This is a genomic window from Shewanella sp. SP2S2-6 (assembly GCF_031931965.1).
Lineage (GTDB): Bacteria > Pseudomonadota > Gammaproteobacteria > Enterobacterales > Shewanellaceae > Shewanella > Shewanella baltica.
The window spans coordinates 1-19,197 of the sequence record NZ_JAUOEQ010000012.1 but is presented as its reverse complement, the minus strand read 5'-3'; the positions used below and the strand labels follow the sequence as shown (position 1 = coordinate 19,197).

Annotated in this window: 14 protein-coding genes and 1 tRNA gene; 9 read left to right on the top strand and 6 right to left on the bottom strand. The window is 44.4% G+C overall.

Features of this window, described 5'->3' with window-relative positions; all coding sequences use genetic code 11:
• Positions 1–33 precede the first annotated feature (33 nt).
• Both Q4Q57_RS10400 and pabB read right to left on the bottom strand, forming a co-directional pair.
• Positions 34–621 (bottom strand): CoA pyrophosphatase, encoded by a 588-nt coding sequence (locus Q4Q57_RS10400; RefSeq protein WP_219233693.1) that lies wholly within the window; start codon positions 619–621, stop codon positions 34–36.
• Between the two features lie 31 nt (positions 622–652).
• Complete coding sequence (gene pabB, locus Q4Q57_RS10395; RefSeq protein ID WP_311890777.1) at positions 653–2,065, bottom strand: aminodeoxychorismate synthase component I; 1,413 nt, start codon at positions 2,063–2,065, stop codon at positions 653–655.
• A gap of 119 nt (positions 2,066–2,184) precedes the next feature.
• Here pabB and Q4Q57_RS10390 point away from each other — a divergent pair, with 119 nt between their 5' ends.
• The 4 genes from Q4Q57_RS10390 (at position 2,185) to Q4Q57_RS10375 (ending at position 7,819) form a co-directional block, all read left to right on the top strand.
• Complete coding sequence (locus Q4Q57_RS10390) at positions 2,185–3,729, top strand: fumarate hydratase (RefSeq protein WP_173248642.1); 1,545 nt, start codon at positions 2,185–2,187, stop codon at positions 3,727–3,729.
• Positions 3,730–4,051: 322 nt separating this feature from the next.
• Positions 4,052–6,103 (top strand): S9 family peptidase, encoded by a 2,052-nt coding sequence (locus tag Q4Q57_RS10385; protein WP_311890776.1) that lies wholly within the window; start codon positions 4,052–4,054, stop codon positions 6,101–6,103.
• 242 nt (positions 6,104–6,345) lie between these two features.
• The gene (locus Q4Q57_RS10380; protein ID WP_311890775.1) at positions 6,346–6,804 is read left to right on the top strand and encodes a GNAT family N-acetyltransferase; all 459 of its coding nucleotides are present in this window, start codon (positions 6,346–6,348) and stop codon (positions 6,802–6,804) included.
• 70 nt (positions 6,805–6,874) lie between these two features.
• Positions 6,875–7,819 carry a M14 family metallocarboxypeptidase gene (locus Q4Q57_RS10375; protein WP_311890774.1) on the top strand — a complete coding sequence of 315 codons (945 nt, stop codon included), beginning with the start codon at positions 6,875–6,877 and terminating at the stop codon, positions 7,817–7,819.
• Between the two features lie 251 nt (positions 7,820–8,070).
• Here the strand turns inward: Q4Q57_RS10375 and adhE are convergent, their stop codons facing one another.
• Positions 8,071–10,674, bottom strand: coding sequence for a bifunctional acetaldehyde-CoA/alcohol dehydrogenase (gene adhE, locus Q4Q57_RS10370; RefSeq protein ID WP_311890773.1), 2,604 nt, complete (start codon positions 10,672–10,674; stop codon positions 8,071–8,073).
• A 318-nt stretch (positions 10,675–10,992) separates the two neighbouring features.
• Here adhE and Q4Q57_RS10365 point away from each other — a divergent pair, with 318 nt between their 5' ends.
• The 3 genes from Q4Q57_RS10365 (at position 10,993) to Q4Q57_RS10355 (ending at position 14,218) form a co-directional block, all read left to right on the top strand.
• Positions 10,993–11,625, top strand: coding sequence for a YchE family NAAT transporter (locus Q4Q57_RS10365; RefSeq protein ID WP_311890772.1), 633 nt, complete (start codon positions 10,993–10,995; stop codon positions 11,623–11,625).
• Between the two features lie 297 nt (positions 11,626–11,922).
• Positions 11,923–13,917, top strand: coding sequence for a methyl-accepting chemotaxis protein (locus Q4Q57_RS10360; RefSeq protein WP_311890771.1), 1,995 nt, complete (start codon positions 11,923–11,925; stop codon positions 13,915–13,917).
• Positions 13,918–14,130: 213 nt separating this feature from the next.
• A tRNA-Ser gene (locus tag Q4Q57_RS10355) sits at positions 14,131–14,218 on the top strand.
• 410 nt (positions 14,219–14,628) lie between these two features.
• Here Q4Q57_RS10355 and Q4Q57_RS10350 read toward each other — a convergent pair.
• Positions 14,629–15,903 carry a tyrosine-type recombinase/integrase gene (locus tag Q4Q57_RS10350; protein WP_311890770.1) on the bottom strand — a complete coding sequence of 425 codons (1,275 nt, stop codon included), beginning with the start codon at positions 15,901–15,903 and terminating at the stop codon, positions 14,629–14,631.
• 5 nt (positions 15,904–15,908) lie between these two features.
• Positions 15,909–16,097 carry an excisionase family protein gene (gene xisR / locus Q4Q57_RS10345; RefSeq protein ID WP_014620713.1) on the bottom strand — a complete coding sequence of 63 codons (189 nt, stop codon included), beginning with the start codon at positions 16,095–16,097 and terminating at the stop codon, positions 15,909–15,911.
• A gap of 350 nt (positions 16,098–16,447) precedes the next feature.
• Here xisR and Q4Q57_RS10340 point away from each other — a divergent pair, with 350 nt between their 5' ends.
• A complete protein-coding gene (locus Q4Q57_RS10340; RefSeq protein ID WP_311890769.1) occupies positions 16,448–17,689 on the top strand; it encodes a site-specific integrase in 1,242 nt (413 codons plus the stop codon).
• Positions 17,690–17,721: 32 nt separating this feature from the next.
• Positions 17,722–18,180, top strand: coding sequence for a 5' nucleotidase, NT5C type (locus tag Q4Q57_RS10335; protein ID WP_311890768.1), 459 nt, complete (start codon positions 17,722–17,724; stop codon positions 18,178–18,180).
• 545 nt (positions 18,181–18,725) lie between these two features.
• On the opposite strand, the gene Q4Q57_RS10330 is transcribed toward Q4Q57_RS10335, so the two are convergent.
• Positions 18,726–18,935 (bottom strand): hypothetical protein, encoded by a 210-nt coding sequence (locus tag Q4Q57_RS10330; protein WP_311890767.1) that lies wholly within the window; start codon positions 18,933–18,935, stop codon positions 18,726–18,728.
• Positions 18,936–19,197: the final 262 nt, after the last annotated feature.

Here is a 19,197-nt window from a genome sequence, read left to right as displayed (position 1 = left end):
TGGCTTGTGGCGGTTTCGCTATGGCAAATGAAGTCAGAGAATATCGGCAGGAATGCTTAACTGGCGGCACAGATGGTCGATAATGGCCGCAGTCGCACCCCAGATAAACCGTTGTTGATAGGGAATAAAATGCACGCTGTAATAGCGCCCTTGGCGTAAAAAGCGTTTTTGGTGGCGATTATTCGGTTCAATAAAAAAGCTTAATGGCACGGTAAAGCAATCGGCTACCTCACCGGGATCGAGTTTTAAATCAAATGCCTGCTTGATAATGCCTATCACAGGAGTGATTTCAAACCCTGTGAAGGTATTGTGGGCTGGAAACGTGCCCACCACGTCGACGTTATGCCTTGAGAGTCCAATTTCCTCTTCTGCTTCCCTTAACGCGGCCGCAATCGCATCAATATCATAGGGCTCAATTTTACCGCCAGGGAAACTGATCTGCCCCGGATGGGCGCGCAGATGCATAGGTCTTTGGGTCAAAATTAGATTCAGCTCACCGTTAATCTCCAGCAGTGGGATCAACACTGCGGCTTTGCGTAATCCAAGGTGAGGGAAGGCCGCCGGATCTTGCCGCGCTAACGGGTGCAGATTAAATCTGAGTCTAAATTCCGCTTGATCCATCGACGTTCTCGTTACTGTTTAGTATTAAAGCTTACGGCTTTTGTGACGCAGCGCCAAGCAAAGGTAAAATACGGCTGATCTTATCAAAGGTTTCTTGGTACTCGGCATCCACTTCAGAATCCGCCACTATGCCGCCGCCAGCCCAGCAATAGAGTTTGCCCTGTTCGGCCACAATAGTGCGAATGGTAATGCTGGTATCAATTTGGCCGTCTTGGCTGATATAACCCATAGAACCACAATAAAGGCTGCGCCGTGAAGGTTCGAGCTCTTCGATAATTTCCATGGCACGAATTTTCGGTGCGCCGGTAATCGAGCCGCCGGGGAACGCCGCGCGCAGTAAATCACTCGCCGTGAATCGGCTATCAAGCTTGGCCGTCACCGTACTGACTAAGTGATGCACGGCAGGAAAGCTTTCAATCTCAAAGAGATGCGGTACACGTACTGAGCCTGCCGCCGCCACTTTGCCGATATCATTACGCAGTAAATCGACAATCATGACATTTTCGGCGCGATCTTTTGGTGAGTTTGCCAGTGTATTGGCGGCTTTCACATCCAGTGCGGGATCGGTATGACGCGGCAGTGTGCCTTTGATGGGTTTGGTTTGAATATCGTCACCGCGAAGCTGAATAAAGCGCTCGGGTGAAATCGACAAAATCGTGTTTTGCGGCAGACGCATAAAGGCCGAGAAGGGTGCTTTATTGGCATTGCGCAGTTGGCTATAGGCCGACCACTCATCGCCTTGATAATGGGCTTCAAATCTTTGGGTTAAATTTATTTGATAGCAATCACCGCTGTGCAAATAGGCTTGTACCGCCTCAAATTTTCCCGTGTATTGGGCTTTGTCTATTTGTGCTGCCCATGGACTAGTGAGCATGAATGCGGCGGAATTTGGCTTTTTAGTGATTTTATCTTGAATTTTATTCAACTCAATGTCGAGTGCCGCTTCACCTAAATAGTGCAATAAATGCCAACACTGGGCTTGGTAATCAAAAACTAACGCCCAGTCGTAAAAGCCGATGTTCATCTCTGGCAGTTGTATATCTTGCTTGGCCGTTATCGGCAGGGATTCAATTCTGCGGCCTAAATCGTAGCTAAAACTGCCCATTGCGCCACCACTAAAGGGCAAATCACAATCAAAAGATTTTGAATACCAATGGGTTAATAAAGTGTTGAGTAACTCGAAGGGATCACGGTTTGGGTCTATTGCCTCGGGTAAGCTCAAGCTCGTATCGATGAGCTTTATATCGCTACGCTCGCCCTGAGTCACTAACGTAGCGATAGGATTGGCGCAAATGATGTCGAATCTGGCGTCTTGATGCGGCGCGTTCGCCGAATCTAACAGAATTGCCCAAGTGTCATTTGCAAAGTGTTCGAACAGTGCTGCTGTACTTAATGTCCAGTCAAGTTGGCGTGATGCAAGCTGTTTTGACGCCCTAATTGCCATCGATTAACCCTATTCAAAATGTGATGTAGCCCAAAAAGATGTGAAAGAGTATCATATTGGCCCAGAAAGAATTAAACAAAAACAAGTTAGGCCGCAAAGGCTGCTGGAGCGCTCCTACTATGTCATCTCACCATAAAATGTCTGAAACTTCTGTGATTAAACAAGCCGACTTTATTGAAAGTGTGGCGGATGCTTTGCAATACATTTCTTATTACCACCCGAAGGATTTTGTTGATGCCATGAGCCAAGCTTATGAGCGTGAACAAAGTGCGGCGGCGAAGGATGCGATTGCCCAGATCTTAATTAACTCGCGTATGTCGGCCGAAGGTAAGCGTCCTCTGTGTCAAGACACTGGGATTGTGACCACTTTCGTGAAAGTGGGTATGGGTGTCCAATGGGACAAAACCGATATGACGATTCAGGAAATGGTCGACGAAGGTGTTCGTCGTGCCTATACCAATCCTGATAACCCACTGCGCGCATCAATAGTGTCAGATCCTGCTGGCAGCCGTAAAAATACCAAAGATAACACGCCATCTGTGGTGCATATCGACATGGTGCCAGGCAACCATATCGAAGTGGCGATTGCAGCCAAAGGCGGCGGCAGTGAAAACAAAGCTAAGATGGTGATGTTAAACCCATCAGATGATATCGCTGCATGGGTAGAAAAAACGCTACCGACTATGGGTGCTGGCTGGTGTCCACCGGGTATGCTGGGTATAGGCATCGGCGGCACGGCGGAAAAAGCGGCCGTATTAGCCAAAGAAGCGCTGATGGAAAGCGTAGATATCCATGAGTTGATGGCCCGTGGCGCGCAAACGACCGAAGAAAAGCTGCGGTTAGACATTTTTGAGCGCGCGAACAACTTAGGCATAGGTGCCCAAGGTCTTGGCGGTTTAACCACAGTGTTAGACGTTAAAATCAAATCGGCGCCCACCCACGCGGCGTCAAAGCCAGTGGTGATGATCCCGAACTGCGCGGCTACACGCCACGTACATTTCCATTTAGACGGTTCAGGTCCTGCGGAATTAACGCCGCCATCATTGGCCGATTGGCCAGAAATTACCCGTGAAGTGGGTGATGATGTGCGCCGCGTTAACTTAGATACTGTCACTCAAGCGGATATCGAGCAGTGGCAGAGCGGTGAAACCATTCTGCTGAGCGGTAAAATGCTCACCGGTCGCGATGCTGCCCATAAGCGCATTCAAAGCCTGATTGAAAGCGGTGAAGGTCTGCCAGAAGGCGTGGACTTTACCGGTAAGTTTATTTACTACGTTGGCCCAGTTGATCCTGTAGGCACTGAAGTTGTCGGTCCTGCGGGCCCAACCACGGCAACCCGTATGGATAAATTCACTGACTTAATGTTAGAGAAAACTGGCTTGATGGGCATGATAGGTAAAGCTGAGCGCGGCCCTGCGACAGTTGAATCAATCAAAAAGCACAAAGCGGTATATCTGATGGCCGTTGGCGGCGCAGCGTATCTAGTGTCTAAAGCGATTAAACATTCTCGCGTCGTGGCCTTTGCTGATTTAGGCATGGAAGCGATTTACGAGTTTGACGTGCAAGATATGCCAGTGACTGTGGCTGTGGATTCAAATGGCGTGAACGCCCATGAAACTGGCCCAGCAATTTGGAAAGTGAATATCGCCAACGCGAAAGCCTAAGTTGGAGTGAAGCTAAGGTCTTAGCGGATTGAACTTGATGGCTTTTTAAGCAAAGCCGTTTAAATTTACGCTCTGATATCGATTGCTTCGGTAATCTGATATCAGTTCCTTAGACAAATCATTGCGCCACTGACATTTTGTCACAAAAAAATACGCTCAGGTTCGCCATTTGGCTTGCCTGAGCGTTTTTGTTTCGATAGTGTGGCAAGCTTATCTTCAAAAGATACGATCTCAGATCGTTTTTAACATTCGTGTTTGCAGCAATGATGATTATCGAATATTTGCAAGCCTCGAACCTGTTCAACAAAAGACGGACATAACAATGAAAATAGCTCCTCTCCTATTGGCGCTCGGCGCCGCAGGGTTGGCGTTATCAGCCCAAGCGGCCGATCCAACGCCTTTTACTGTGCAACAACTCATTAAACTCAATAAGATGCATTCTGCGACTGTGTCTCACGATGGCACTAAATTAGTTTATGGTCTTAAAACGGTAAACGATAAGGGAGAGGGCAGCTCTGATCTGTATCTATTGGATCTGACTGACACGAAAGCGAAACCGTTACAACTGACCTCTGCTGCGGGCACTGAGCACGATGTGAGTTTCGCCACTGACGACAAATCAATTTATTTCCTTGCCGGTCGTAGCGGTTCAAGCCAGCTATTCCAACTGTCATTAACGGGCGGTGAAGCGGTTCAAGTTTCTGATTTACCTTTGGATATTGATGGCTACAAGCTATCAAACGATGGTAAACAAGTTGTACTTAGCATGCGCGTATTCCCAGAATGTAAGGATTTAGCCTGCTCAAAGGATAAATTTACCGCTGAATCTGAGCGTAAATCGACGGGTCGCGAATACAAACAGTTAATGGTTCGTCACTGGGACACTTGGGAAGATCACGCCCGTAACCATTTATTTGTGGGCGCTGTAAACGGTGAAAAACTGACTAAAGTTGTTGATGTCACCCAAGGGTTAGATACTGAAACGCCGCCAAAACCTTTCTCGGGTATGGAAGAAGTGACTTTCACGCCAGACGGTAAGTTTGTGGTTTATAGCGCTAAAGCGCCGAGCAAAGATCAAGCTTGGACCACTAACTATGATTTGTGGCAAGTGCCAGTGACAGGCGGCGCAGCAACCAATTTAACCAAAGACAATCTCGCATGGGATGCACAGCCAACGTTTTCGAGCGATGGTCGTTACATGGCCTATTTAGCGATGAAGAAACCGGGTTTTGAAGCGGATCGTTACGGCATCATGCTGCGTGATACTACCACTGGCCAAACCAAAGAAGTGGCGCCATTGTGGGATCGTAGCCCAAGCTCACTGATGTTTGCCCCTGACAATCGTACCTTGTATGTCACGGCGCAAGACATAGGCCAAGTGTCTATTTTCCAAGTGAATACTCAATTTGGCGATGTGCGTTCTATCTACAGCGATGGCACGAATAGCTTAATTGCGGTCACTAACGATGAACTGATTTTCGACAGCAAAACCTTAGTTGAGCCGGGCGATCTCTACAGTATCACTACAGATGGTCAAGGCCTTAAGCGCCTGACTGAAGTGAACAAAGACAAGCTGGCCGAGATCAAGTTCGGTAAGTTTGAACAGTTCAGCTTCAAGGGTTGGAATAACGAAGACGTCTACGGTTACTGGATCAAACCTGCTAACTTCCAAGAAGGTAAAAAATACCCGATTGCCTACTTAGTGCATGGTGGACCGCAGGGTTCATTTGGTAATGCCTTCAGCGGTCGATGGAACGCGCAGTTATGGGCGGGTGCAGGCTATGGCGTTGTCATGGTGGATTTCCACGGCTCAACCGGTTACGGTCAAGCCTTTACGGATTCTATCAGCCAAGATTGGGGCGGTAAGCCATTAGAAGACCTGCAAAAAGGCCTAGCGGCGGTGAGCCAACAACAAAAATGGCTCGATCCGCAAAACGCCTGTGCGCTCGGTGGTTCTTACGGCGGCTACATGATGAACTGGATCCAAGGTAACTGGAACGACGGTTTCAAGTGTCTTGTTGACCACGCAGGTCTGTTCGACATGCGTTCTATGTACCATGTGACCGAAGAATTATGGTTCCCAGAGTATGAATTTGGCGGCACTTACTCAGATAACAAAGCCTTATATGAGAAGTTTAACCCAGTGAATTATGTTGAAAACTGGAAAACGCCCATGTTGGTGATCCACGGCGAGAAAGACTTCCGTGTTCCTTATGATCAAGGTTTAGCGGCATTTAGCTTTATGCAGCGTAAAGGTATTCCATCTGAGTTGTTGATTTTCCCAGATGAAAACCACTGGATCTTAAAACCTGAAAACCTAGAGCAATGGTACGCCAATGTATTCCGTTGGATGGACCGCTGGACTAAGCAGTAACTGCCAGCATAATAACAGACTGTTGAATGACAGACTGTTTAATAACAAACAATGAATGGCAGTGTAATAAAAGGCGTAAGGCTCGCCCTGATAGGGTTATCATCGGCGAGTCGTTTGATGTGATTAACTATTAAAGTGTTTTACGCGAAGCGTCTTTTGTTCAAGCGTCTTAAAAAGCCAGGACTCTGTTCTGGCTTTTTATTGCGTCATGTAATGGATTTATTTTTAATCAAGGAGTTAAGATGAATATTCGAGCCGCAACCTTAGCTGATATCCCTGAAATAAGCGAATTGCTCACTCAGTTAACCCAAGACTTTATTGCTCCAACATGCACTGAAGAGGGCGCTGCAATCTTAGTCAATGCCATGTCGATAGAAGCGATTGGTAGCTACTTTGCTATGGGTTATCAGTACCATGTCGCCATAACGGACTCGGGCCAACTCGCAGGTGTAGTGGGGATGAAGGCGAATAGTCACTTATACCATCTTTTTGTTGCCTCCCATGCGCAGGGACAAGGCTTAGCGCGAATGTTGTGGGAACATGCTAAAACTCAATGTTTAGCCCAAGGCAATCCGGGCGTATTTACCGTGAACTCGGCGCTGAATGCGCAGGCTGTGTACTTAGGCTTTGGCTTTGTGCCATTAGGATCTGAGCGAGAGCGCGGCGGGATCCGCGATATTCCCATGCAGCTGACGCTTTAGGCTGGCAGCACTCATTCATCCAAACACTAGTACTCTCAATTGAGCTAATAGAACTAAAAATAGAGGAATTATGGCAAATTTAACCTTTTATCCCATCGGCACCGCGGGTGAAAAATGGGGCGAGTCTGAAAAAGCCGCATGGCTGACGAGCACCCAAATCAAGCGTTCATATCAAGACGATGTCGTGACGCCACTCAAGGCGATGCAAGAAGAGCTGTCTACGCTTGGGCTTGCCATTGTGCAATATGGCGCCTTATCGATTAACGCCGAGCGTTACCCATTATTTGCGGTAAAAAGCCAACAGTTTGATCCACAAAAGCCAACCGTGCTGGTGACTGGCGGCGTGCATGGTTACGAGACTAGCGGTGTGCATGGCGCATTGGCCTTTTTAACTAACGAAGCGGCGAATTACGTGCAACAGGTGAACTTAGTAGTTGCCGTTTGTGTGAGTCCTTGGGGTTACGAGACTATTAATCGCTGGAATCCAAAGGCTGTCGATCCAAACCGTTCATTCTATGCCAACAGCCCCGCAGAGGAATCAGCAGCCTTGATGGCTTTAGTCGCTTCCGTTACTTCAGTTGAGCAAGGTTTTGATCTGCATGTAGATTTACATGAAACTACTGATTCAGATGAGTTAGAGTTTCGTCCAGCGCTGTGCGCCCGCGATGGCATTGAGTATGAAAAAGGCACTATCCCTGATGGTTTTTATGCTGTGGGTGATACCGAAAACTCAATGGATGCCTTCCAAAAAGCCATTATTGATGGCGTGAGTAAAGTGACGCATATTGCTCCTGCCGACGAGAAAGGCGAGATCATAGGCTCGACTGTGGTGCAGCACGGGGTGATTAACTATCCGCTTAAGTCATTAGGACTTTGCAGCAGTGTCACTGGCTGTATTTATAACACCACGACAGAAGTGTACCCAGATAGCCCAACGGCCACGCCTGCCGAATGTAATCTGGCGCAGGTTGCGGCCATCACCAGCGCCATCGATTATGTACTGGCGCAGCGTTAGTCACAGTTTGTTGTGATGATAAGCTTAGTAATTACCAGCTTAGTGATAATAAGCTTAACGGTGGTTAGTTTAGTGATAGCAAGTTGAGTTCGAGCCTAGTGAAGTGGTGTTGCGTTTATTCAATTAGCGCATCGACATACCCACGGTTTACATCACAGTAAAGCATGCCGCAAAAGCCCTCATTCGAGGGCTTTTTCATTTATGTCGCGCTGCGTTTATTTAGCACGCGCTTAGCATAGTTAGGCGATTGCCTAGTTGTTGTCGCTATAGTCACGGCCATAATAGCTATCGAGGAACAGTTGTTTCAGCTCGTTAATCAAGGGGTAACGTGGGTTGGCACCGGTACATTGATCATCGAACGCATCTTCGGCTAATTCATCTAACTTGGCGAGGAAGTCGGCTTCGTTGACGCCGGCTTCTTGGATAGAAGCAGGAATGCCAATCGTCGTCTTGAGGTGTGTGATTTTCTCAAGCAATTTTTCGACTTTTTCTTCATCCGTTTTCCCGCCTAGTTTCAAGTGATCTGCGATGGCAGCATAACGGCACAGGGCTTTTGGCCTGTCGTATTGGCTAAAGGCCGCTTGCTTAGTGGGCAGATCCGTTGCGTTAAAGCGTATTACGTTATTGATCAGCAGCGCATTGGCTAAACCGTGGGCGAGATGGAATTCTGCGCCCAGTTTGTGCGCCATTGAGTGGCAAATCCCGAGGAAAGCGTTAGCAAAGGCGATACCTGCGATGGTGGCGCCATTGTGGACTTTTTCACGGGCGACAGGTGACTGTGAGCCCAAGTTGTACGCATCGGGTAAATATTTGCACAGTAAGTCGAGGGCTTGCAGTGCTTGGCCGTCGCTATATTCGTTTGCCATCACGCTAACATAGGCTTCAAGAGCATGGGTCACCGCATCTATGCCACCAAAGGCGGTCAGAGATTTAGGCATGTCCATCACTAGATTAGGATCAACAATCGCCATGTTGGGCGTGAGTTGATAATCGGCAATCGGGTATTTTTTACCGGTAATTTCGTCTGTCACTACCGCAAAAGGCGTGACTTCTGAGCCTGTGCCTGAAGTGGTTGGAATTGCCACCATCATGGCCTTGGTGCCCATTTTAGGGAATTTGTAGATACGTTTACGAATGTCCATAAAGCGCAGTGCCAAATCAGAAAAATCGACATCGGGATGCTCGTACATCACCCAAATAATCTTCGCCGCATCCATTGGCGAGCCGCCGCCGAGCGCAATAATCACATCGGGTTTAAAGCTTTGGGCCACCTTAGCGCCTTGACGGACTATGGCTAGAGTGGGGTCGGCTTCAACATCGTAAAAGATTTCGGTTTCAAGGCCTTGGGCCTTTAAAATCCGCATGGTTTCGTCGCAATAACCGTGGTTAAACAAAAATCTGTCGGTGATGATCAGCGCGCGTTTTTTATCGCTCAGTTCTTCAAGTGCGATGGGTAAACTGCCGCGGCGGAAATAGATGGATGCAGGAAGCTTGTGCCACAACATGTTTTCGGCCCTCTTAGCGACGGTTTTTTTGTTGATCAGATGGCTCGGGCCAACGTTTTCTGAAATCGAGTTGCCGCCCCAAGAACCACAGCCCAAAGTGAGTGAAGGTGCTAGTTTGAAGTTGTACAGATCGCCAATGCCGCCCTGTGAAGCAGGGGTGTTGATCAAGATACGTGCTGTTTTCATTCTAAAACCAAAGGCATGCACACGTTCAGTTTGGGTATCTTGGTCGGTATAAAGCCCTGATGTGTGGCCAATGCCGCCGAGCGCGACTAAGGCTTCAGCTTTATCCATGGCATCGTTAAAGTCGATGGCACGGTACATGCCAAGCAGTGGTGATAATTTTTCATGGGCGAAGGCTTCGTTGTCGCAAATGTCGGTGACTTCACCAATCAGAACCTTAGTCCAGTGCGGCACTTCAAAGCCGGCCATTTGCGCGATACTGGCGGCGCTTTGGCCAACGATATCGGCATTCAAACCGCCATTTTTTAAAATGACCTGCTGCATCGCCGCGGTTTCATCCTTTGATAGCATGTAGCCACCGTGAGAGATAAAGCGCTCTTTTACTTGCTCATAAATACTATCAACCACAATCACAGCTTGTTCTGACGCACAAACGACGCCGTTATCGAAGGTTTTCGACATGAGAATCGAACTGACCGCGCGTTTGATGTCGGCGGTTTCATCGATAACAATAGGCGTGTTACCCGCACCTACGCCAATTGCGGGTTTACCGGAAGAGTAGGCGGCTTTCACCATGCCTGGGCCACCAGTTGCGAGGATCAAGTTGACCTTAGGGTGAGTCATCAATTGATTCGACAGTGCGACGCTTGGCTCATCAATCCAGCCAATAATGTCTTTAGGTGCACCCGCAGCTATGGCAGCATCCAGCACTAACTTTGCCGCAGTTGTGGTTGAAACTTTGGCCCTTGGGTGGGGCGAGAAGATAATTGCGTTACGGGTTTTAAGGCTGATTAAGGCCTTAAATATCGCGGTCGATGTGGGGTTCGTGGTCGGTACTATGCCACAAATGATGCCCACAGGTTCGGCAATGGTGATAGTGCCGAAGGTGACGTCTTCAGATAAAATCCCGCAGGTTTTTTCATCTTTGTATTTGTTATAAATATACTCAGAGGCAAAGTGGTTTTTGATCACTTTGTCTTCAACGACACCCATGCGGGTTTCTGCGGCGGCCATTTTTGCCAGCGAGATACGCGCATCGGCAGCGGCAAGGGCCGCTGCGCGGAAAATTTTATCGACTTGCGCTTGGCTGAATGTCGCATATTCGGCTTGTGCTTTCGCAACACGCTCGACCATGAGATCCAGTTCTTGTGCATTGGTCACTGTCATGATTAATACTCCTAAAAAGATTTAGTGAATCAAGGCATTCACTAAATCCTCTTTATGGTAGAAAATTACACCTAAAGCCGCATTTAAAGTGTGACGCCACCGACAATATCGGGCTTTTATGTAATAAAACTACACTTAGGGTAACTTGTTTGTTTAAAATTGCGTTGAAAATGCATCGACTTCGATAACTAAATATTATTCGAAGTTGTGATTTAACCTCAAAAATCTCATTTTTCAGTCAATAGCGCTTGAGATACTATACTTGCCCTCAAGCAAATTTTGATGAAGACGGCGTGACACGCACATAAGGATAGCAACTTGGAGTTAACTCTTTACGTTAAATTTTTTCTTGGCCTAGTTGCCATCATCAATCCGGTCGGGTTGTTGCCTGTGTTTGTGAGCTTAACCAGCCATCAAACTGAAGCTGAGCGAAATCACACGGGTAAAGTGGCTAACTTTGCGGTTGTGGTGATCCTCTTAGTCACGATTGTGGCGGGTCAGCACATTCTGAATATGTTCAGCATTTCGTTATCTGCCTTTAGGATCGCGGGTGGTAGCTTGATCGCCATTATTGCGATGTCGATGTTGCAAGGTAAGTTAGGTGAAGTGAAGCGTAACCAAGAGGAAGATCGCGAATCCTCGGCGATGGAATCGGTGGCGGTTGTGCCTTTGGCTTTGCCACTGATGGCCGGACCTGGTGCTATCAGTTCGGTGATCGTCTTTGCCGCTGAGCATAATTCATTGTCGAACATCATTGCGATGTTCATTACTGTGATTGTGTTTGGTTTAGTGAGTTTTGGCCTGTTTAGAATAGCATCCGTCATCTATAAGATTTTGGGTAAGACGGGGATTAACGTCATTACTCGTCTTATGGGGCTGTTGATGCTATCCATAGGTATTGAAGTGATTGCGGCAGGTGTAAAGGGATTATTCCCGCAGCTCTTTAGCTAGAGTCGTATTACCCCGCAGGATTAAGTTTTTCTTCTTTTACTAAAACGCATTGGAGTTTATCCCGTGCGTTTTTTGTTTTTATCAGTGACTCGTTTGATGTTTATCAAGTTTATCCCGCGGTTTACCTTATCCGAAAAGCCAAATCTAACGCTATTGATAAGACATGAGGTAAATCCTCGTTTATCAGAGTATTAGCCCGCGATCTCCCCCAGAAACCTTAGTCGTTATATGGTTAATCTTATGCTATACCTAGTGTTTGGTTATTTGGTCTAATACTAAGTTTAAAAGGATATTTCTATGAAATGGCAATGGATTGGTAATCTCAGTCTAAAACAAAAATTATTAATGGTTGTCTTACCTCCCTTATTAGCTTGTTTCCTCTGCGGAACCCTTTACCTCATTGAAAAATATGAATATAAACAAGATTTAACCTTAGTGGTGCAACTGAGTGAGTTGGCTGTAACAAACAGTAACTTAGTGCACGAATTACAAAAAGAGCGCGGAATGAGTGCAGGATTTATCGGTTCAGCAGGAAAAGCCTTCGCCGGTAAAATACCAAGCCAAAGACAGTTAACGGATACCCAGCTTAGTCTCTATCAGCAATTTATCACTCAAAATCAGCTGCCAGCGATATTTGCTCCTAAACTTAAGGAACTTAATTCGCAGTTAGGGCGATTAAATTCAATTCGCTCACAGGTGGACAATTTAACTATCAGCGTCGCCGATGAAGTCGCCTATTACACTGAGTTAAATAAGTTACTACTGGCGATAGTCGATGAAACCGCAAAAACGGGTGCCAACCAAGAAATCGCCATCAAAGCAGCTGCCTTTAGTGCTTTTTTGCAATTAAAGGAGAGGGCGGGGATAGAAAGGGCGGTGTTAAGTTCAACCTTCGGCCAAGCCGGATTTAAGCCTAAGGTTTATGCAAAATTTATCACTTTAGTCTCGGAGCAAAATACCTACCAAGAAAGGTTTTTAGCCTTAGCCTCAATGGATTTATCCGCTGCATTTAACCGTTTGCAGAGTTCAGCTGCAATGCATGACGTTGAACTGTTACGTCAAATTGCATTTGAGCAAGATAATCAAAAAATTCAACAACAAAGCCCAGAAGATTGGTTTAGTAAATCAACCGCGCGGATTGAGTTATTACGTGAGTATGAGCAGCAGGTCTCAGCTGATTTACTCAAGATCACCCATGAGAGATTATCCTCAGCAAATGAGAAAATGTTCTTAGTGCTCACGACCTTAATCTCAGTATTAGCGATAGTCTTGATACTGAGTTTATCTGTGATCCGCTACTTGCACGACAGTGTGCATCATTTGTATTCGACTATTACACAAGCCCGTAAACATTATGATTTGAGTGTGCGTTTGACTCAAACAAGCTCGGATGAGTTTGGTGAACTTGCCATTGCCTTTAACGACATGATGAGTGATTTTGAAAAGGTTATCCTACATGTGCGTGCTAGCGGCGCGAAGCTACAGCAAGCGGTAGCCCAAATGGACCTTTGTACCCACGCCATGGAGCAAGATGTGATGGCGGGTCACAGCGAGGCAGAGCAAGTAGCCTCAGCTATGACAGAAATGAGCGCGACAGTGACCGAAATTGCCAGCAATGCCGTACAGGCATCCGAAGCGTCTTCCGCCGCCAATAAAGAGGCTAAAGAAGGCAACCTCGAAGTCGGCCGAACCAGCAAAGCGATCAAAGCGTTAGCCGACGATATTAGTGGAGCTTCTAAAGCCATTAACGATTTAGACCGTGAAATTCACGGCATAGTGGTAGTGCTTGAAGTGATCAGCAGTATTGCAGAGCAAACCAATCTACTCGCACTCAATGCCGCGATTGAAGCCGCGCGAGCAGGGGAAATGGGCCGCGGCTTTGCCGTTGTTGCCGATGAAGTCCGCAGTTTGGCACAGCGCTCACAAACCTCGACCTCTGATATTAAAAACATGACAGATAGATTGAAGGCAGGGGCGAGCATTGCGGTAAAAGCCATGGACAGAGGCTTGGCGCAGGCGAATAACAGTGTCCATGAGGCCGAGCAAGCGGGCGTTGAACTGAAACGGATTGTGGAGCAAGTCGACATTATTGACCGCATGAACGAGCAAATTGCTACAGCAACCCATGAGCAATCGGCGGTATCCGAAGACGTAAATCGTAATGCACTGAAGATCAGTGAGATTTACCTTAACACCCAAAGGATCTCCGATGAGCTTAGGGAACTGACCAAAGCCCTAACGTTTGACGCAAATTTAATGTCAAAAGAAGTACACAAATTTACCGTCAATTAACGGCATAAAACGGTGAAAAGATTCAGGAAATGACGCTGGTTTGCTTAGCAATTGTGCAACCGCCTGAAACTGGGTCTTTTTTACTTGACCCCCTTTAGGCTTTTGCGTACAGTACCGCTCCGTTAACGATGAAAGCCTCTCGGCAAGGCTATATGAAATCGCTAGCGATTGTTAAACGTGAAAGATTAACCACGCTAACATAAATCGACATATGGTGAGGTGTCCGAGTGGCCGAAGGAGCACGCCTGGAAAGTGTGTATACGGTAACGTATCGAGGGTTCGACTCCCTCTCTCACCGCCAAATTCTTAAACAAAAACAGCGACTTACGAGTCGCTGTTTTTGTTTTGGGAACTATTTGGGATCCAAATGTGGATTTTAATATAGTTGTTTAGCCTAAAATCTCCCTTCCAATCATTTTTTCCGGTTTTACCTTAGTGATATTCTTTCACTCATTCAGCACTTATCTACCCATCTTAGGCATACTGGCAGTTGGTATGTTATCAAGTGTAGGTGTGTGAAAAATCATCTATGTTAGTTCGACAATTTCTAGAATTATTTGATGGGGTGAAAACAACTGAAATGTTGCTTAGCTAATGTGAAGGTAATAACAGTTGAAATGTTGAAACCAGCATTGTTCCGGTGATTTTTTAGAACCTTAATAATGCTGGATATTGGCATGCTTATTTTATCTAATGTAAGCAGCTCTATAGTTACCCTTGAGCGGTTGTGAACCGTTCAAAAATAGAATTTATCTTTTGGGATGCGCTATCTCGTTCTGCTTTGTTTGGAGATTTATTCCATTTAAGATAGTGTTTCTCTGTTGTTAAGACGCTTGCATGGCCGAGTTGTTTTGAAATGTACGTTTGATTAGCACCTTCATTACATGCTAAGGATGTAAAAGTGTGTCGGCAATGGTTTGGTTTTGTCTTGCTGACGTTGATAACCTTCAGAAAATGATAAAAATCCTTTCTAAATTTCTGTTCGTTTTGATAGCTTGTTTGTGTATCCATGCATAGCAAGACGAATCGGACATTTTCTTGTTTGATTTGTTTATAATCCGCACCAAGAGTCTTGATTGTTTGTTGAGGTGATAGTTCATAGAACCTTTTCTTCATTTCATTCAGCATCCAAAGCGCAGGATCTAAAATATCGACTTGACGAGATTCGACGCCTCTTACTTTTAAGGTTTTATATTTTCCATCTACTCTCGCTCTGCGGATGGTAATAATTTTTTTTTCTAAATCAATATCCTCCCAAGATAAACCCATTAGCTCTGAAAACCTGAGCCCTGCGCAACAATTGAACAATATAATAAGTGCAATCATTGGGTTAATAGAAATACTATTCTGAATTTTGTTAAGATCCTCGATCGTGAATAATTTTTCAGTGATTGTGCTATCGCCATGACCCTGCTTAATTTTCATTCTTCGTAAATTGATCGGCGACTTTACTAAATCACCGTTGTCGACGGCATTTTGTAAAAGTGTATCCAGCAGCCTGATCGTCTCATTCACTGTTTTCCATGCCAACGTAGATAATTGTTCGTTACGAAACTTAAAGACATCATTTGAGTTAATTTCAAGTATATTTTTTTCACCAATAGCCAATGAGATACGCTTAAAGTGACCTTTATAGCTTTTGACTGTAGCGGGAGCCAAGGTGGGATAGTGGTTTTTTGTATAGTTTTCTATTAAGTCATTAATAGTTAAAGGGACTTTGGTATTATTTCTTTTATAATTAGCGAACGCGAGTTCCAACTCGGCTGGCGATAACTTCCGCCATCCATCTAACTTAGATATCACGGAAACAATTTCTAGAGATGTAAGGCCCACATACAGTGTTTGTTTATAAGTCCTGTTTTGTCGTTTAAACACAGCTCTTAACGAATTACCATGTACTTCAATATTTTTAATTTGATGCTGATTTATTACCCCTTTTGCTTCAGCAGGTGTTAGTTGCACTGTATTTAAAGGAAATTGTTTCACTGTGCTTAATTCCCTTGTTCATTGATTAATACGTCAATTGCTTCGTAGTGAAACATATTCGTACCATCGAATTTCTTGTAATGAATCCCTTTAATCAGCACCTTACGACGAATTTTGCTCTTAATTGCGTTATAAGTTAACCCTTTGTAACGTTCCAAAATTTCTGCAGTGACCCATCCTAGTTTTTGAGACATATCTTAACCTCGCATTTTGTTGGTATGAGGTTATTGTCATCGAAGTGATTTGGCGCTGAAAATTTTGATTATGCTTTCTTTGCTTTTTATTTTTGTAACCCAAGCTTCATAGTTTTTTTTATGTTGCTGATTTTTAATTATTTTGTTTTGACTTAAGGTTTGTTGTCGAGCCAGGCAACACTACTGATATTTAAAAAAAATATTTTTGAATTGACTACTTTTTAGGGCAGTTCTTGGAGTGATTATTTTGTTTAGGAAGGAATTTAAGCTGAGTTTCACAGTGAAGATTCCTTTTAATATCATTAATTTAAGTTAATATCAAGGTATATTTCATACTTTGGATAGACAAGATGTTAATGACAGTTGAGCAAGCGAAATTGTTTTGTAAGAAAAAAAATATTAAACATCTAGATATTCGCTCAAGTACCTGCGTCCGAATGATGTTTAAACTTAACTCAGAACTATACCGTATGGCATTAGATGATATTGAGTGCACTGAACAAGGATTGTTACGCGCATCAGTAATCGTTAGTGATTTGAAAAATCTAGCAAAATATAATCATGAGCAATTTTTGAAGCAACTTGATAATTATCATTTCATTCGAGAGGAACAGCTTGAAGCTAAATTCTTCAATCATTACATTGACGCTTTTTTGAACGCGAAAAGGATAACGTTAGCGCCATGTACGATTAAAAACTACGAGAATAAGATTCTGACGCATATCGTACCTCGCTTTGCAAATGATGCAGTTGATAAAATTAAGCCGTTAGATATTGAATCATGGATGAATACTAAACTAGCGTATTTGAGTAACAAAACGATTAAGGAGATTTTAAGCATTTTAAATCAGATATTTACCTTTGCGCTGTTGGATGAGGCAATATCGGTTAATCCGCTGGATAGGTTAAAATCGACTAACGTTACAAATCTCAAAGTGTTAACGCAAGTACCAGATCCATTCTTAGCCGAAGAGATAACTCAAATAGCATCAGTGGCCACAGATAGACAATCTGAAGTCAATATGATCATTTGTAATTGCTTTCTCGGTCTAAGGGTCAGTGAGTTGATGGCGTTGGCATGGGAAGATGTTGACTTAGAGAATGATACAATTCATATCTCGCGTGCAGTCGTTGAAGGCATTTACAAAAAGCCAAAAAACCTATCTAGTAACAGGCATATAGAGTTACTCCCGCAGGCAAAAACAATACTCATTGATCAGCGTGATAATTATAATTATTCTGCACTAGAAACGATTAATGTGCTTCGAGAGGACAATAAGTCTATAGAGAGGCAGCGTGTTCACTTTGTATTTTGTAATAGTAATACTAGAAAAGCATACACTTCAGATGCCCACTTGAGACAAAGATTTTATTGTTACCACTTGAAGAAAGCTGGGATTCGTTTTAGAGGGCCAAGTCAAACGCGGCATACCTTTGCATCGCACTTAATTTCGGCAGGACTACCTTTATCTTGGGTTGCTCGGCAAATGGGACATACCAGCATAAAGATGATCGAGAAACACTATGGTAAGTGGCTACCAACGCAAAAATACTGCATGAGAGAAATGGCTGAAAAAGCTTTCACATTTTGATTTAAATGATTGAAATTACTTAAGGTTAATATATGCCAAAAATCGTATATGTAGACATGGACGATGTGCTTGTAAATTATACAGAAGCTGTAACCTTTAAAAAACTCCAGAAACCTGAGCAGGCATACCCTCAAGCTGAATTAGGATTTTTCAGCTGCTTAGCCCCTAAAGTAGGTGGCATTGCTGCGATGAAAAAGATGCTCGAACATCCAGATATTGAACCTTATATAGCCACAGCGCCAAGTCTGCAAAATCCATTGTGTTATATGGAGAAGCGTATTTGGGTAGAGCAACACTTAGACATGGAATATGTCAGCCGTCTTATCATCATTCCGAACAAAGGATTGCTGAAGGGAGATATTCTTATCGATGACCACGTTGAAGGAAAGGGCCAAGAGTTTTTTAAGGGGGATTTGTGGCAGTTTGGTTCAATACGCTTTCCAGACTGGAGTGCTGTTGAGATTGAGTTATTTAATAACTTTCTCAGATGATGACGCCTTACTTAATAGTCAAGCTAACTGGCGAAAGTTGTTGGCTCGAAGTGGTGGTTGAGCAAGATTGATTTCGATGCGATTTAAATAAGGAAACTGCTTTAACATTTAGGCAGATTCCTTACTATGGTCACGGATTTCAGAGTTTTTTCTTATCTATTTCTTTGGCTTACATCTTTTCACAAGCACTATGCTGCCAATAATCATTAGCGCAATTGGTAGTAAAAATTCCATCATTTTTCCTTAACCGCCCTGTAGGCGTCATTCACTAATTTGTCTGGTTAGTTACGTTGAGGTTTAGCAAAACCGGAACATCATGTACTTAAAACGCACCCATGGATCCTCGGGCTCAGGTGTATTTGCATAACGTCTATCATAGGCTAAAACACCGAAGGCGTACTTAATATGAAGTATTAACGGAGGTAAAAGGCAATTCATATCCTCAGTATAGATAAACCAGCAAAAGCACATGATGGTGATAATGCTCAAAAGGACTAAAGGTATCCATTTGGCAAGTATTTTGTCGTTTAGATGACGGCGCATAATTAGAAACCATCCCCAAATCCACTGTCGAAATCGCAGCTAAATGTGTCGTTAGGCAATGACCAAGCATCATCGCTTATGCTGCTATTACACACCGATGTGTCGGATTCAGTAATGCCAAATGGGTTGCCATGCACATCGACTCCTGTGTTACCTATCATAGGTGTGCCATCAATGTTTACGATCGGGCCGTTGTGATTATTGTCAGTCATGCTGTTATTCCTTTAATGTGATTAAGAGTAAAGCTCCTAAATTGACATTAATGAAAAAAAGCACTTTTTCAAGCATATTTTTCGCAATGGTGGACAATAAAAATGTTGAGTGAGTTTTGTTGTTTTTCTTTCATTTTTTTATCTTGTCTCGGACTTCACACTCACATTAGTGACGACATTTTAATGCTGAGCTTGCAGGTTGGCGTTAACAGAATGTGCTTTTGACGAGCAAAAATCGGTACGATTTTTTGCGACAAAAGTG

Excerpts from the sequence above, each read along its gene's own strand:
- Q4Q57_RS10400 (WP_219233693.1), bottom strand. The coding sequence starts at position 621 with ATGGATCAAGCGGAATTTAGACTCAGATTTAATCTGCACCCGTTAGCG.
- pabB (WP_311890777.1), bottom strand. The coding sequence starts at position 2,065 with ATGGCAATTAGGGCGTCAAAACAGCTTGCATCACGCCAACTTGACTGG.
- Q4Q57_RS10390 (WP_173248642.1), top strand. The coding sequence starts at position 2,185 with ATGTCATCTCACCATAAAATGTCTGAAACTTCTGTGATTAAACAAGCC.
- Q4Q57_RS10385 (WP_311890776.1), top strand. The coding sequence starts at position 4,052 with ATGAAAATAGCTCCTCTCCTATTGGCGCTCGGCGCCGCAGGGTTGGCG.
- Q4Q57_RS10380 (WP_311890775.1), top strand. The coding sequence starts at position 6,346 with ATGAATATTCGAGCCGCAACCTTAGCTGATATCCCTGAAATAAGCGAA.
- Q4Q57_RS10375 (WP_311890774.1), top strand. The coding sequence starts at position 6,875 with ATGGCAAATTTAACCTTTTATCCCATCGGCACCGCGGGTGAAAAATGG.
- adhE (WP_311890773.1), bottom strand. The coding sequence starts at position 10,674 with ATGACAGTGACCAATGCACAAGAACTGGATCTCATGGTCGAGCGTGTT.
- Q4Q57_RS10360 (WP_311890771.1), top strand. The coding sequence starts at position 11,923 with ATGAAATGGCAATGGATTGGTAATCTCAGTCTAAAACAAAAATTATTA.
- xisR (WP_014620713.1), bottom strand. The coding sequence starts at position 16,097 with ATGTCTCAAAAACTAGGATGGGTCACTGCAGAAATTTTGGAACGTTAC.
- Q4Q57_RS10340 (WP_311890769.1), top strand. The coding sequence starts at position 16,448 with ATGTTAATGACAGTTGAGCAAGCGAAATTGTTTTGTAAGAAAAAAAAT.
- Q4Q57_RS10335 (WP_311890768.1), top strand. The coding sequence starts at position 17,722 with ATGCCAAAAATCGTATATGTAGACATGGACGATGTGCTTGTAAATTAT.
- Q4Q57_RS10330 (WP_311890767.1), bottom strand. The coding sequence starts at position 18,935 with ATGACTGACAATAATCACAACGGCCCGATCGTAAACATTGATGGCACA.